Annotated in this window: 17 protein-coding genes; 10 read left to right on the forward strand and 7 right to left on the reverse strand. The window is 74.1% G+C overall.

Annotated features, from left to right (window positions below; all coding sequences use genetic code 11):
* The first annotated feature begins 450 nt into the window (after positions 1 to 450).
* The 3 genes from ABZ312_RS36080 (at position 451) to ABZ312_RS36090 (ending at position 3,139) form a co-directional block, all read left to right on the forward strand.
* Entirely contained in the window at positions 451 to 1,203 is a 753-nt protein-coding gene (locus tag ABZ312_RS36080) for an SDR family NAD(P)-dependent oxidoreductase (RefSeq protein ID WP_500439544.1), read from the forward strand.
* A gap of 240 nt (positions 1,204 to 1,443) precedes the next feature.
* A complete protein-coding gene (locus tag ABZ312_RS36085) occupies positions 1,444 to 2,193 on the forward strand; it encodes a glucose 1-dehydrogenase (RefSeq protein ID WP_500329326.1) in 750 nt (249 codons plus the stop codon).
* 88 nt (positions 2,194 to 2,281) lie between these two features.
* Positions 2,282 to 3,139 (forward strand): TIGR03620 family F420-dependent LLM class oxidoreductase, encoded by an 858-nt coding sequence (locus tag ABZ312_RS36090; RefSeq protein WP_500329410.1) that lies wholly within the window; start codon positions 2,282 to 2,284, stop codon positions 3,137 to 3,139.
* Positions 3,140 to 3,453: 314 nt separating this feature from the next.
* Here the strand turns inward: ABZ312_RS36090 and ABZ312_RS36095 are convergent, their stop codons facing one another.
* The 3 genes from ABZ312_RS36095 to ABZ312_RS36105 are packed head-to-tail and all read right to left on the reverse strand — an operon-like array spanning position 3,454 to position 4,693.
* On the reverse strand, positions 3,454 to 4,056 hold the full coding sequence (locus ABZ312_RS36095) for a TetR/AcrR family transcriptional regulator (RefSeq protein ID WP_500329325.1): 603 nt from the start codon (positions 4,054 to 4,056) through the stop codon (positions 3,454 to 3,456).
* Between the two features lie 50 nt (positions 4,057 to 4,106).
* Entirely contained in the window at positions 4,107 to 4,379 is a 273-nt protein-coding gene (locus ABZ312_RS36100; protein ID WP_500359819.1) for a TetR family transcriptional regulator C-terminal domain-containing protein, read from the reverse strand.
* Positions 4,277 to 4,693 (reverse strand): TetR/AcrR family transcriptional regulator, encoded by a 417-nt coding sequence (locus ABZ312_RS36105; RefSeq protein ID WP_500359808.1) that lies wholly within the window; start codon positions 4,691 to 4,693, stop codon positions 4,277 to 4,279. Before ABZ312_RS36105 ends, ABZ312_RS36100 begins: the two co-directional genes overlap by 103 nt.
* Before the next feature lie 238 nt (positions 4,694 to 4,931).
* Between ABZ312_RS36105 and ABZ312_RS36110 the strand changes: the two genes are divergently transcribed.
* Genes ABZ312_RS36110 through ABZ312_RS36120 form a run of 3 tightly spaced genes read left to right on the forward strand, consistent with a single transcriptional unit; the run spans position 4,932 to position 7,473 of the window.
* Positions 4,932 to 6,608, forward strand: a complete 1,677-nt coding sequence (locus ABZ312_RS36110) for a SulP family inorganic anion transporter (RefSeq protein WP_500329408.1) — start codon at positions 4,932 to 4,934, stop codon at positions 6,606 to 6,608.
* Complete coding sequence (locus ABZ312_RS36115) at positions 6,605 to 7,051, forward strand: pyridoxamine 5'-phosphate oxidase family protein (protein WP_500329323.1); 447 nt, start codon at positions 6,605 to 6,607, stop codon at positions 7,049 to 7,051. The genes ABZ312_RS36110 and ABZ312_RS36115 overlap by 4 nt, the downstream gene beginning before the upstream one ends.
* 11 nt (positions 7,052 to 7,062) lie before the next feature.
* Positions 7,063 to 7,473, forward strand: a complete 411-nt coding sequence (locus tag ABZ312_RS36120; protein WP_500359811.1) for an ATP-binding protein — start codon at positions 7,063 to 7,065, stop codon at positions 7,471 to 7,473.
* A gap of 13 nt (positions 7,474 to 7,486) precedes the next feature.
* On the opposite strand, the gene ABZ312_RS36125 is transcribed toward ABZ312_RS36120, so the two are convergent.
* Together ABZ312_RS36125 and ABZ312_RS36130 are read right to left on the reverse strand one after the other, a co-directional pair.
* Entirely contained in the window at positions 7,487 to 7,642 is a 156-nt protein-coding gene (locus ABZ312_RS36125) for a DUF6126 family protein (RefSeq protein WP_499509460.1), read from the reverse strand.
* On the reverse strand, positions 7,639 to 8,022 hold the full coding sequence (locus ABZ312_RS36130; RefSeq protein WP_500329407.1) for an ArsR/SmtB family transcription factor: 384 nt from the start codon (positions 8,020 to 8,022) through the stop codon (positions 7,639 to 7,641). The genes ABZ312_RS36125 and ABZ312_RS36130 overlap by 4 nt, the downstream gene beginning before the upstream one ends.
* A gap of 81 nt (positions 8,023 to 8,103) precedes the next feature.
* On the opposite strand from ABZ312_RS36130, the gene ABZ312_RS36135 reads away from it, so the two are divergent.
* Positions 8,104 to 8,613 carry a DinB family protein gene (locus ABZ312_RS36135; RefSeq protein ID WP_500359812.1) on the forward strand — a complete coding sequence of 170 codons (510 nt, stop codon included), beginning with the start codon at positions 8,104 to 8,106 and terminating at the stop codon, positions 8,611 to 8,613.
* A gap of 29 nt (positions 8,614 to 8,642) precedes the next feature.
* Here ABZ312_RS36135 and ABZ312_RS36140 read toward each other — a convergent pair whose 3' ends face one another.
* On the reverse strand, positions 8,643 to 9,647 hold the full coding sequence (locus ABZ312_RS36140; RefSeq protein ID WP_500359813.1) for an MBL fold metallo-hydrolase: 1,005 nt from the start codon (positions 9,645 to 9,647) through the stop codon (positions 8,643 to 8,645).
* 83 nt (positions 9,648 to 9,730) lie between these two features.
* On the reverse strand, positions 9,731 to 10,627 hold the full coding sequence (locus ABZ312_RS36145; RefSeq protein ID WP_500329319.1) for a serine hydrolase: 897 nt from the start codon (positions 10,625 to 10,627) through the stop codon (positions 9,731 to 9,733).
* A gap of 30 nt (positions 10,628 to 10,657) precedes the next feature.
* Here ABZ312_RS36145 and ABZ312_RS36150 point away from each other — a divergent pair, with 30 nt between their 5' ends.
* The 3 genes from ABZ312_RS36150 to ABZ312_RS36160 all read left to right on the forward strand — a co-directional run bounded on the left by ABZ312_RS36150 (position 10,658) and on the right by ABZ312_RS36160 (position 13,094).
* On the forward strand, positions 10,658 to 11,629 hold the full coding sequence (locus ABZ312_RS36150; RefSeq protein WP_500359815.1) for a LysR family transcriptional regulator: 972 nt from the start codon (positions 10,658 to 10,660) through the stop codon (positions 11,627 to 11,629).
* A gap of 98 nt (positions 11,630 to 11,727) precedes the next feature.
* Positions 11,728 to 12,537: a DUF427 domain-containing protein gene (locus ABZ312_RS36155; RefSeq protein ID WP_500329550.1), complete on the forward strand. Its 810-nt coding sequence runs from the start codon at positions 11,728 to 11,730 to the stop codon at positions 12,535 to 12,537.
* A 44-nt stretch (positions 12,538 to 12,581) separates the two neighbouring features.
* A complete protein-coding gene (locus tag ABZ312_RS36160) occupies positions 12,582 to 13,094 on the forward strand; it encodes a molybdenum cofactor biosysynthesis protein (RefSeq protein WP_500329551.1) in 513 nt (170 codons plus the stop codon).
* Positions 13,095 to 13,119 lie beyond the last annotated feature (25 nt).

Here is a 13,119-nt window from a genome sequence, read left to right on the forward strand (position 1 = left end):
CGCCCAGGGCGACGGCGGCGGCGAGCAGGACGGACAGGCCGGTGCGGCCGGATCGGTGAACCGGTCTGGGCCGTATGCGTGTTGACATGGACGAAAGCCTCCGGCAGCCCGGAGTGACCCGGGCTCGGTAGTGGGACATCGGATGCACGGCGCACCTTCGCGCCCGCGGCTCGCCCTGCACCCTCGTGGTGATCACACCCGGGTGACAAGACGAAAACCGGGGGGAGTACGCGCAGTTGCACAGATGCGAAGCGGGAGGGCGGGCAGAGGGCGCCGAAGTGCCCGGTGTGGTCCCGATTCCGGAGGAACGGCCGCTTCGTACGGCCCTGACACGCTCGTCGCGTACGCCCCGCGGACTCCCCCGGGCGCCGGCACCCGGGCGCCCGCACCCGCCGTGCGACGGCGGCCGGGCCGCCGGATACTGCTCACGAGCGACGCTGGAGGCCGGCGATGGGGCGTTTCGACGGGAAGACCGCGGTGGTCACCGGTGGGACCAGCGGCATCGGGCTGGCCGCAGCCGAGCGCCTTGCCGCGGAGGGCGCGCACGTCTTCCTCACCGGCCGCCGGGAGCCGGAGCTGCGCGGCGCGGTCGCCGCGATCGGCCCGGGAAGGGCCACCGGTGTGCGCGGTGACGTCGCCGTCCCCGCCGACCTGGACCGGCTGTTCGCCCAGGTCGAGGCCGCGGGGCGGCGCATCGACGTCCTCTTCGCCAACGCGGGCGGCGGCAGGCTGGCCCGCCTGGAGGACGTGACGGAGCAGGACTTCGACGACACCTTCGGGGCGAACGTGAAGGGCGTGCTCTTCACCGTCCAGAAGGCGCTGCCGCTCCTCAACGACGGCGCCTCGGTCATCCTCACCGGCTCGACGGCGGGCAGCGGTGGGGCGGAGGGGTTCACCGTCTACAGCGCCTCCAAGGCCGCCGTGCGCTCCTTCGCCAGGACCTGGGCCAACGAGCTCAAGGGCCGCGCCATCCGGGTGAACACCCTGAGCCCGGGACCGGTCGAGACCCCGGGGGTCAACAGCCTGGCCCCCGACCCCGAGCAGAACCGCCGCCTGCTGGACACCCTGGTCGGCACGGTGCCGCTCGGCCGCATGGGACGGCCCGAGGAGGTCGCCGACGTGGTCGCCTTCCTGGCCTCCGACGAGAGCACCTTCGTCACCGGGGTGGAGCTCTTCGTCGACGGCGGCCAGCAACAGGTGTGAGCCCGCTCGTCCTCTGCCCCGCTGTGCGGTCCAAATCGCCAGAAGGGGGCGCTTGACACTCCCCGCAGGTCGACCTAGTTTCGTATCGACCACTACATAACTCGCCAACCGCCACCCCTCCTCGCGGCACCCCGAACGCGGGCGCAGCTAATACCGGGAGGGCATCCCCTGCGGCAGTACGTAACAGATCTTGTTACACCGGAGGCTGTGGCGATCACTCATCGCGATCGGAGCAACACCATGGGACAGCTTGACGGCAGGACCGCCATCGTCACGGGCGGCACCAGCGGCATCGGCCTGGCCACCGCGCGGCGGTTCGCCGCCGAGGGCGCGCACGTGTTCGTCACCGGCCGCCGCAAGGACGCGCTCGACGCCGCCGTGGCGGAGATCGGCCCCCGTGCCACCGGTGTCCACAGCGACGTCTCCGACCTGGCCGGTCTCGACCGGCTCTACGCCGCCGTCGCCCAACAGGGGCGGCGCATCGACGTGATCTTCGCCAACGCGGGCGGCGGCAGCTTCTCCACCCTGGAGCAGGTCACCGAGCAGCACTTCGACGAGATCTTCGCGACCAACGTCAAGGGCCTGCTCTTCACCGTGCAGAAGGCGTTGCCGCTGCTCAACGACGGCGCCTCGGTCATCCTGACCGGCTCCACCGCGGGCTCGGTCGGCAACGAGGCCTTCGGCGTCTACGGGGCGTCCAAGGCGGCGGTGCGCTCCTTCGCCAGGACCTGGGCCAACGAGCTCAGGGGCCGCTCGATCCGGGTCAACTCCATCAGCCCCGGCACGATCGACACACCCGGCATCGACGGCCTCGCCGCGGACGCGGAGCAGAGGGCGCAGCTCAAGGGCTACCTCGAAGGCCAGATCCCGCTCGGCCGGATGGGCCGGCCCGAGGAGGTCGCCGCCGCGGCCGTCTTCCTCGCCTCCGACGAGAGCACCTTCATCACCGGCATCGAACTCTTCGTCGACGGCGGCACCAACCAGGTCTGACCCCCGCCGAGGCCTCCCCGTCCACGGCGGGGAGGCCTCGGTGACAGCCGTACGCACCGGAACCACCAGCACGGACGGGACACACGCGATGGACATGGGACGAACAGGGATCTGGAGCATCGAGCTGCGCACGGCCGATCCGGGAGCGATCGAGGACGCCGCAGCCGAACTCGACACGATGGGCTGGGGTGCCTTGTGGATCCCCGGACTCGGCGGCGGCGACATCCTCGGCGACTCCGAACGGCTGCTCCGCGCGACCCGCACCGCGCGCGTCGCGGTCGGAGTGCTCAGCATCTGGCGCCACCGGGCGGCGGAGATGGCGGCAGGACACGCGCGGCTGCAGCAGCGGTACGACCGCCGGCTCCTCCTCGGCCTCGGCGTCAGCGACGCGGCAGCCGCACGCGGCGCGGGGCGCCCCTACCGGCCCCTGTCGGACATGGACGCCTACCTGGACGAGCTCGACGGAGCCCCGGCCCCCGTACCGGCCGGGGAACGCGTCATGGCCGCTCTGGGCCCGAAGATGGTCCGGCTCGCGGGACGACGCACCGCGGGTGTGCACCCGTTCATGGTCACCCCCGAGCACTCGGCGGCGGCCAGGGAACTGCTCGGACCCGGCCCCCTCCTGGCGCCCTATCAGGCGGTCGTGCCGGAGCGCGACCCTGCCAGGGCCCGTGCCGCCGCCCGGGACTTCCTCGGGACGTTCCTCGCGATGGACCACTACGCCCGCAGCCTGCTCCGCCAGGGCTTCACCGAGGACGACCTGGCCGGAGGCGGCAGCGACCGGCTCATCGACGCCGTCGTGGCCTGGGGCGACACCGAGGCCATCGGCGCCCGCGTCCGCGCCCACCACCAGGCCGGCGCCGATCACGTGTGCCTCCACGTCATCACCGCGGACTCCGCACTCCCGCTGGCGCAGTGGCGGGAACTCGCCGCCCTCGCCCGCTGAACCAGGGGGCTGGTCGGCGCCGCCGGGCGAGCGTGTGGCGGGAGGTCGGCGATGGTGGTGGACGCGGGTTCGTGCACGACGCCCTGGTGGAGTCCGCCGTGCACGGGCCGCAGGGCGGGACCGATGCCGTGGCCGACGGGACAGCCGGCGTTCGGCGGGCAGGGGTGCAGCCGGAGGAGCCTGCCGTCCTCGACCGCACGTCGGGACTCGACGCTGTCCGGGCCCCCGCAGGTCGCCCGGACAGCGCCGATGACCACGGGCCTGGTCAGCCCGCCGTTGGCGGTCACGCCCGCGGACCTGCCCTTCGGCGATGGTCAGCCGGCCGCCGGCTCCGCGGGCCAGGCGCCCAACGCGAGATCGACGACCCGGTGCAGCTCCTCACGGGTCGCGCCGCCCGCGGCCTGCACGGCGACGCCCTGGTACACCGCGATGAAGTAGCGGGCGAGATCGGCCGGATCGGCGTCGGCGGGCAGTTCCCCGTCCGCCCGCGCCTTCTCCAAGCGCAGCCGGAGCGCCGCCTCGCCGGACGCCCGGCGCGCGGTGAGCTCGGCGCGCACGCTCTCCGACCCGGGCGACGCGGCGAGGCCTCCCTGCACGGTGAGGCAGCCAGGAGGGCAGTCGGGCCGGGTCGTGGCGTCCGCGGCGCCGTGCAGCAGCCGCTCGACGACGCGGCGCGCTCCGGGTTCGGCGAACGCCTCGCGGATGTAGCGGGCAGGGCCGTCGGCGTAGTGGTCGAGGACCCGCTTGAACAGCTCCTCCTTGTTGCCGAAGGCGCCGTACAGGCTCGGCGGGTTGATGCCCATGGCCCGGGTCAGGTCCGAGATCCCGGTGCCCTCGTAGCCCTGGCGCCAGAACACCTCGAGCGCCCGGTCCAGCACCTCGTCGACGTCGAAGGCCCTCGGTCGTCCTCCCGCCATGGTGGCCTCCTGCCCGGCGATCTGTAACGACCGTTATGATACCGCGCCGGTCAGGGGCGCGGGAGGCGGGCCAGCGCCGCCCGGCCGCTCTGCAGCAGCCCCGAAGCGTCCATGCGGGTCTTGGCGAGGAACTCCATCCCCTGCAGCCCGGCCGGCAGCAGCCGGCCGCGCTCCTGCGGGTCGGCCCCCGGATCCAGGTCTCCCTCGCGCTGCGCCTCCTTCACGCACGCGGCGAGGAGGTCCTCGACCTCCCGGTAGGTCGTCCGGGAACGTTCGACCACGTCCGGATCCTGGCCGTGCAGTTCGAAGGTGCTGTTGACCAGGAAGCATCCGCGCCGGTGCGGGTCGGCCCCGTAGCCCGCCGCCGCACTTCGAGCAGACGGGTCAGCCGCGCGACCGCCCCGCCGGGGCCGCCCAGCGCTTCCCGGACCCCGTCGAGCTGCTCGGCGCGGTGGTCGTCCAGGACCCGCAGGAAGAGCTGCCGCTTGTCGCGGAACGCCCCGTACAGACTGCCCTTGCCCAGCCCCGTGGCGCCCGTCAGGTCCTCCAGGGACGTCGCGGCGTAGCCACGGGCCCAGAACACCTCTCGGGCAGTCCGCAGCACCTGCCGCTCGTCGAAGCTCCTGGGACGCGCCATGGCGTCGATGACACGGATTCTTGACCTAACGGTCCCTTTACGCCGCCGCCCGTCCGCCGCCGGAGGACCCAATCCATCGGATCCACAAATTGCAAAAATCTTCAATTCACTACATGATGATCCCGCTGTGCCGTCAAGGGAAGCGCGGGGCACGGCAGCGGGGCCGTCCCCGGCAACCGGCCGGGGCGAGGGACGACGGGGCCGGTGTCTTCGCACGGTGACTTGGCTGGCAGGGCGGATGTGGGGCCCCGTACGCGCGTTGCTGCCCGCGCGGGGCGATCTGACGGCGATGCGGCGGCAGCCCCGTCGCGACCTGCTCGCCGGATTGACCGTGGCGGTGGTGGCCCTGCCGCTCGCGCTGGCGTTCGGAGTCTCCTCAGGGCTCGGGGCGGAGGCCGGACTGGCCACGGCCGTGGTGGCGGGGGCGGTGGCGGCCCTGTTCGGTGGATCGGACGTGCAGGTCTCCGGGCCGACCGGGGCGATGACCGTGGTGCTGGTCCCCATCGTCGCCCGGTACGGGCCCGGCGGAGTCCTGACCGTGGGTCTGATGGCCGGTGCGCTGCTCATCGGGCTGGCCCTGCTGCGCGCCGGCCGGTACATGCGCTACGTACCGGCGCCCGTGGTGGAGGGCTTCACCCTCGGGATCGCATGTGTGATCGGGCTGCAGCAGGTGCCCGCGGCCCTCGGGGTGCCCACGCCGGACGGCGAGAAGGCCGCGGCCGTGGCCCTGCGGGCCGTACGCGCGTTCCTGGCCCACCCCCACTGGGCGCCCCTCGCACTCTCGGCGGCGGTGGCCGGCGCCATCTTGGCGGGTGCCCGGTGGCGCCCGCGCGTGCCGTTCTCGTTGCCGGCCGTCGTCGTGGTCACGATCGCCGCCGAGGCCACGGACCTTCCCGTGGCGCGCATCGGGCACCTGCCGTCCGGACTGCCCGCGCCTTCCCTGGGGTTCCTCGACCCGGCCGCGCTCCCCTCGCTGCTGGCGCCCGCCCTGGCGGTCGCGGCCCTGGCCGCCCTGGAGTCGCTGCTGTCGGCGACCGTCGCGGACGGCATGACGCGCGGACAGCGCCACGACCCGGACCGGGAATTGTTCGGCCAGGGCCTGGCGAACCTGGTCGTCCCGCTGTTCGGCGGGGTGCCGGCCACGGCGGCGATCGCCCGCACCGCCGTCAACGTCCGTACCGGAGCGGGCTCGCGGTTGGCCGCGCTCACCCACGCCGCCGTCCTGGCGGTGATCGTCTTCGTCGCCGCTCCGCTGGTGGGGAGCATCCCGCTCGCGGCGCTCGCAGGGGTGCTGCTCGCCACCGCGATCCGGATGGTCGAGGTCGGATCGCTGCGGGCGACGGCCCGGGCGACCCGCGCCGACGGCGCGGTCCTGCTGCTGACCGCGGCCGCGACGCTGGCCCTGGACCTGACGTACGCGGTCGTCATCGGGCTGGTGGTGGCCGGGGCCCTGGCGCTGCGCGCCGTGGCGCGGCAGGTCCGGCTGGATCGGGTGCCGCTGCACGAGGGTCCGCCGGAGGGGCACGGCGCCGGGGAACACGCCCTGCTCGCCGAGCACATCGTGGCCTTCCGCATCGACGGGCCCCTGTTCTTCGCCGCAGCCCACCGTTCCCTGCTCGAACTCACCGAGGTCGCCGACGTGTCGGTGGTCATCCTGCGGCTCTCCCGCGTCACCCACATCGACGCCACCGGCGCCCTGGTCCTCAAGGACGCCATCGACCGGCTGAACCGCCGCGGCATCACGGTGCTGGCGTCCGGTCTCCGGCCCGGGCAGCGGCACGCGCTGGACGCGCTGGGCGTGCTGGACGCGCTGCGGGACGCGGACCTGGTGCACGCCACGGCCCCGGAGGCCGTCCGCGCGGCGCGCGCCCGGTTGCACCGGGCCGGTGTGCTGCGGGGGGAGGCCGCCGGATGAGCCCCGCGTACCGCATGACCGACCTGACCGGGGCGGAGGCGCTGTGGCTGCTGGAAGGCGCCGGCAACGGCCGCCTGGTGTACCCGCTGCGCGGCACGGTGGTCGTCCGCCCCGCCGTCCACGTCCTGGAGTACGGCGCGCTCGTCGTCCGCGCACCCGTCCCGCTCACCACGGTCACGCGGGGCGGCGACGTGACCTACCACTGCGACCGGTTCCACCGGACCTCGGGCACCGGCTGGTCGGTCACGGCCACCGGACCCGCCCAGGACCTCGCCGACGCCCACGAGGCCGCCCACCACCGGCGCGCGCTCACCGACTGGGTCCACGGTCCGCACGACACGCTGCTGCGGATCCACCCCCTCACGCTCCAGGGGCACCGGCTCGGCGGCCCCGGGGGCGCGGGTGCCCGTACCGGTGACGACGGCCGGCCCGGCACCCGGTGACCGCTCGCGCCATGCTGCAGCGCCGCCACGTGCTGACCCTCCCGACGGCGCCCCTGTCCGTCACCGTGGCCCGCAGGACGGGCGAGTACGTCTACACCTCCTGGGGCGTCGGCCCGGGCGACACCGTGCTGGGCCGGGCCCTGCTGATCCTCGGCGAGCTGGTCGCGAACAGCGTCCGGCACGCCGCCGGGGTCTCCCCCAGCCTGGACGTCGTCTACGCGACGGGCGGCGGGGTGCTCGCCCTCGCCGTGTACGACCTGCATCCCCACCGGCCGGACCTGCTCCGGGCCGCCGCGACCGGCGGCGGACTGGCCATGGTCACCGAGGTCACCGCCGAATGCGGGGGCACGGCCACGGTGCTCCCCGACCCCGGCACCGGTGGCAAGGGCATATGGGTCACCCTGCCGCTGCGCACGGCGTGAACCCGTGGGCCCCTCACTTGGGAGCGTGCTTCCCCAGGTAGAACAGCAGGGTGATGAAGCCGGCGATGAAGTGGGTGACGAAGACGTAGACGAGGACGCGCAGCAGTACCGCCCGCTGCTTGTACTTCTCGCCGCCCGTGTCCCTACCGGAGCCGGTCCCGGCGCTCACGCGGCGTCACCGGTCGTCCCGGGCGGGCCGGGGGTACGGACGGCGGAGCCTTCCTCGGTCTGCTTCAGCTCGGCCAGCAGGTCCTGCTGCCCGGTCAGCAGCTCCGTGAGGATCCTGCGGGCCGCCCGGAGCAGTTCCGCCACGTCGCCGCCCGCCAGCTCGTACACCACGGTGGAGCCGGTGCGCGTGGCGGTCACGATGCCGGAGCGGCGCAGTACGGCAAGCTGCTGGGAGAGGCTGGAGGGCTCGATCTCCATGGCGTTGAGGAGGTCCCGCACCGGCTTGGGCCCGTCCTGCAGGAGTTCCAGGACACGGATGCGCACGGGGTGCCCGAGCATGCGGAAGAACTCCGCCTTGGCCTGGTAGAGCGGAACCTGCACCCGGACCACCCGTACCTTCTGTAAGGATTCGCGAATTGAAGAACTCTTCAATCGTACCGCTCCGCAGGAAGTGAGCATCCAGTGACCGACGACGACCGCGTGGGCCCGCCGCTGCTCGGCGGGGAGCGCGAGACGCTCCGGGCGTTCCTCGACTACCACCGGGCCACGCTGGCCATGAAGTGCCGGGGGCTGACGGACGAGGAGCTGCGGCAGCAGTCGATGCCTCCGTCCACGCTCTCGCTGCTCGGGCTCGTCCGGCACATGGCGGAGGTGGAACGCGCCTGGTTCCGCCGGGTGTTCGAGGACAACGACACGCCCATGGTCTGGTCCGACAGGATCGACTTCCAGGCGGCCTACGACGCGGGCGCGTCCACCCGCGCCGAGGCCTTCACGGCCTGGGAGGCCGAGGTGGAGAACTCCCGGCGGATCGAGGAGGCGGCCGGGTCACTGGACCTGACCGGGCACCAGCCGCGCTGGGGCGAGGACGTCTCCCTGCGGATGGTCATGGTGCACGTGCTCCTGGAGTACGGCCGTCACAACGGGCACGCGGACTTCCTCCGCGAGGGTGTCGACGGCACCGTGGGGGCCTGACCGGCCCCGCGCGGTCCGGGAACCGGCCGTCAGGGGACCGGCCGCATGTCCGCGCCGTAGAGGGTGCGGTAGTCGGGGACGACGACGCGCGACGCGGGCGACTCGCGGCGGACCTGCGCGGTGAAGGCCTCGACGTCCGCCGACGGGTCGCGCCTCGGCTCCAGGTCCAGCGGCCGCTCGAAGTCGTCCCAGTGCACGGGCACGACGACACCGGGGTCGCCGAGCGCCCGCAGCAACCGGGGGACGTACCGGTGCGTCGAGGCACTGGTCGGTACGGCGACCATGGCCAGGTCCGGGCGCAGTCCCCGGGCCGCGCGCTCGCTGAAGTCACTGGCGCCCATCAGGAACGCCGAGGGCCCCTCGGCACCTGCCGTGACCTGGAAGGCGAGGGTGTCGCCCTCGGGGAGGTCGGCGATGGTATCCGGACGGGCCTGGGGCGGTGCGGCGTGCCTGCCGGGGGCGAAGTAGGAGTACCCCTTGTTGCGGCTGTGCAGGCTCGCGACGACCTCCACCACGATGCCGTCGAAGTCCAGCACTTCCCCGCCCTTCACCACCGAGATCCGCGCCGGGTCGACGCCGAGCGCGACCAGCAGGTGGTACGTGGTCTCCGTGCCGACGACCCGGGCGCCGGTGGAGGCGGCGATGTACGGCACGTCGGCGATGTGGTCCCAGTGCGAGTGGCTGACGAGGACGAGTTCGGGGTGGCCGACGCGCTTCCGGACCGCGGTCTCGTCGGTCCGCAGCCGGGTGGCGGGGTCGAAGGCGCCGGTGAAGAGTCCCGTGGGGAACCGGGTGACGTAAGGGTCGAAGAGCACGGTCCGGCCGGAGACGTCGATGCGCCAGCCCGCGGTGCCCAGCCAGCGGAAGGTCGCCGCACCGGCGTCCGGGGCCCCGCGCCGGGCCGCGGGTGCCGCCGCTGCCGCCGTGGGCACCGTGCCCGGCAGCAGCGGGGTGGCCGCGGACAGTGCGGCGCCCCGCAGCATCGTGCGCCGTCCGAACCTCTTCACGTCTCGTACGTCCCTGTCGTCGCTCATGGCCTCAGGAGATCAAGGCCGAGTCGCCCGCGTCCAAGACCGGAATTCCGCACGCCTGATACGCGATCCGCTATGAGCGCAGGTCAACGGCGTTCGGCCCGCAGGAAGTCCACCGCGATCCGGGCGGCGGCGCCGATCGCGGAGTCCACCGCGGGGCGCACCGCGGTCAGTTCGCGGGTGCGGGCGAAGACGGCGACCGCGTAGCGCCCGCCGTCCGGGTGGCCGACGACCCCCGCCTCCAGGTGCAGACCGGGCAGCGTGCCGGTCTTGGCGGCCACCGTCACCTCGCCGGGGAAGCCGGAGACCATCCGGTGCCGGAAGACCTGCCGGCCCATCAGCTCCCGGACCCAGGCGCAGGCCTGCGGCGGGCCGGCCTCGTCCCGCCAGACGAGCCCGAGCAGCCGGGTGATCTCCCGGGGCGTGCCGGCGTTGGTCCGCGTGGGGTCCAGGACCGCCAGCCGTCGCTTCCGGTCCTCCGGCAGGGCGGGCCAACGGGCCGCGAACTCCGCCTCGGTGCCTGCCCCGACGTCGGCGAGCATCGACTCCAGCACGTCCCGGGGACCGCCCACGAGCCGGATGCCGGTGAGTCCGAGCTCCTCGGTGAGGAGCCGTACGGTGTCCAGTCCGATCCGGGCCAGCAGCAGGTCCGCCGCGGTGTTGTCGCTGACCGACATCGCGAAGTGGGCGAGATCGCGGAGCGAGAGCTCGACGTCGTCGGCGCATCCCGCCGTGCCCCAGCCGCCGAGCCGGTCGGCCGCGGTGACCCTTACGCGCTCACGGGGGTCGAGCTGGCCGGCGGCCACCTGGCGGGCGAACTCCAGCACCACGAGGATCTTCACGACCGACGCGAGGACGACGGGCTCGTCCGCGCCGACGGCGACCTCGGCCGTGTCGCCGGCCCCCGCACCGACCGGTACGGCGTGCAGCACCCCTTCGGCGCCCGCCGCCGCGAACACCTCCCGGATGTCCTCCTCGACCATCAACAGCCTCCTCGCGTAGGGTCCTTGATCGTGGATCTCTTGCGCCACCTGCGTATCTTCGTCGCCGTCGCGGAGGAACTGCACTTCGGCCGCGCCGCCGACCGGCTGGGCACGGCACAGCCGCCGGTCAGCCAGGCGGTGCGCGCGCTGGAGCGGGAACTCGGCGCGGAGCTGTTCGACCGGTCGCGACGCCGTACCGCGCTGACCTCGGCGGGGACGCTGCTGCTGGAGGAGGCGAGGGAACTCCTGGCCCGTGAGGACCGCCTGCGGGCCCTGGCGCGGCGTGCCGCCGACGGGGGCCTGGGCACCCTGCGGGCGGCCGTGCCCACCGGCACCACGGCGGCGGTGGCCTCCGCGCTGCTCGCCGCGTGCACGGAACACGCCCCGGGTCTGGCGGTCGATCTGCGGGAGGCGACCACCGCGGAGCAGCTGCGGCTCCTCGGTGCGGGCGGCCTCGACGTCGGCCTCGTCCACCGCCCGGTGGAGGCGGCCGGACTGCGGCTCGGCCCGGAGGTCGCCTTCGACCTGGGAGTCGTCCTACCCCGTGCCTCGCCGGTGGCCCGCGGTCCGCAGGTGTCCCTCGCCGATCTGTCCGGCCAGGACCTCGTGGTGTTCCCGCGCGGGGAGGCTCCCGGCTGGTACGACCGGCTGCTGGAGGGCTGCCGCGCGGCGGGCTTCGTCCCCGGTGGCGTCCGGCACGCCTCGAGCCCGGAGTTCCTGCTCGCCCTCGTCGCGGCGGGTGGCGGCATCGCCTTCGACCAGGGCGCCGCCGCCCGCAGGGAGCCACGCGTGGCCTGGCGGCCGCTGTCCGGACGCCCCCTCGCCCGCCGGATCGGCGGCGCCTGGCCCGCGGGCCCCTCCGCGCACCCCGCGGCCCCGCGCTTCGCGGCGCTCGCCGCGCGCGTGCTGGCGCGGCACGGTGCGGTGGCCGAGGAGCGCAGCGCAGGCCCGGCTGCGGCGCCGGACGGGCCGCCGCGGCCGTGGTCGGTGGTGTTCGGCTGAGACGGCGGCGTGCCCCGGGCACCGCCGGGGTGGCCGATCACGCGGCCGCCGGAGAAGCTGGGCGTACGGAATCCGTGAACGGACCGAGGTGATCACCGATGGCGGACGAGAACGTGAACCATCCGGGTCTGATCGTCCCGGTCGGCCACGTCGAACCCGTCCCACGTCGCATCCGGGCACTGGTCGGGGGCCGTACCGTCCTCGACACCCGGCGTGCCGTGTACGTGTGGGAGTGGCCCGGCTATCCGCAGTACAGCATCCCGGTCGAGGACCTGACCGAGGGGGTGCTCACCGACGACGGCCGGGCCGGCCGGCTGGGCCCCGGCCCGGCACGCCGCCACTCGCTGCGCGTCGGCTCCGAGGTCCGCGAGGGCGCGGCCTGGGTCTGGGACGAGGGCTCACCGGACCGGCTGCTGGGGACCGCGCGCTTCCGCTGGGAGGCACTCGACGCCTGGTACGAGGAGGACGAGCAGGTCTTCGTCCACCCGCGCAGCCCCTACACCCGCGTGGACGCCCTGCGCTCCTCCAGCAGCGTGCGTGTGGAGGTCGACGGCACCGTCCTCGCCGACGCGCCGCATGCGGTGACCCTGTTCGAGACCGGCCTGCCGACCCGCTACTACGTCGAGCGCGTGCACGTCGACTGGACCCGGCTGCGTCCCTCCGACACGGTCACGCACTGCCCGTACAAGGGCACGACGAGCGGCTACTGGTCGTTCGACGGGGACGTCGCCACCCACAAGGACATCGCCTGGGCGTACGACTTCCCCACGGCGGCGTGCGCCCCCGTCGCGGGGATGGTCGCGTTCTACAACGAGCACGTGGACCTGTACGTCGACGGCGCGCCGCTCCCCCGCCCCATCGCGATGTCCCGGACGGAGTGGGACCGGCGTCGCCTCGGAAAGCCCTGAGACGCCCGCACCGGGCACGGCGGGCGGCGAATTAGGCTGGCCGCATGTCTCAGCAGGTCGAAGTCGTGCAATTGCTGGTGTCGCCCGCGCACCGGTACACGGGGCGGCCGTCGGAGGGGCCGTCGGCGGCGCCGGACGGCGAGCTCGTGCGGAGCGCCGAGGTGCGGAGCGGGCTCGGGCTCGTGGGCGACCGCTACTACGCGCGGCCGGCCCATCGGAACGCCGCCGTCACGCTCATGGCGGCGGAGAGCCTGCCGCTGGACATCGCTCCGGAGACCGACCTGCGGCACACCCGCCGCAACGTGCTGCTCCGAGGCGTCGACATCGACGCGTACGTGGGCACGACCGTGTCCCTGGACACCGGCGCGGGGCCCGTCCTGTTCGCGGTGCGGCGCCCCGCCCGGCCCTGCGCCTGGATGGACGCCGTCATCGGTCCGGGGGCCCAGCGCGCGCTGCGCGGCAAGGGCGGGGTGCGGTGCACGCCGCTGAGCGACGGCGTGCTCACGCTGGGGCCGGCGGAGTTCCGGGTCGTGGAGGACGAGAGGGAGACGGCGTAGCGGGGGCGTGCCGGCCCGTCACGGG

The sequence above is a fragment of the Streptomyces sp. NPDC006207 genome, from assembly GCF_040613835.1.
Taxonomy (GTDB): Bacteria; Actinomycetota; Actinomycetes; order Streptomycetales; family Streptomycetaceae; genus Actinacidiphila.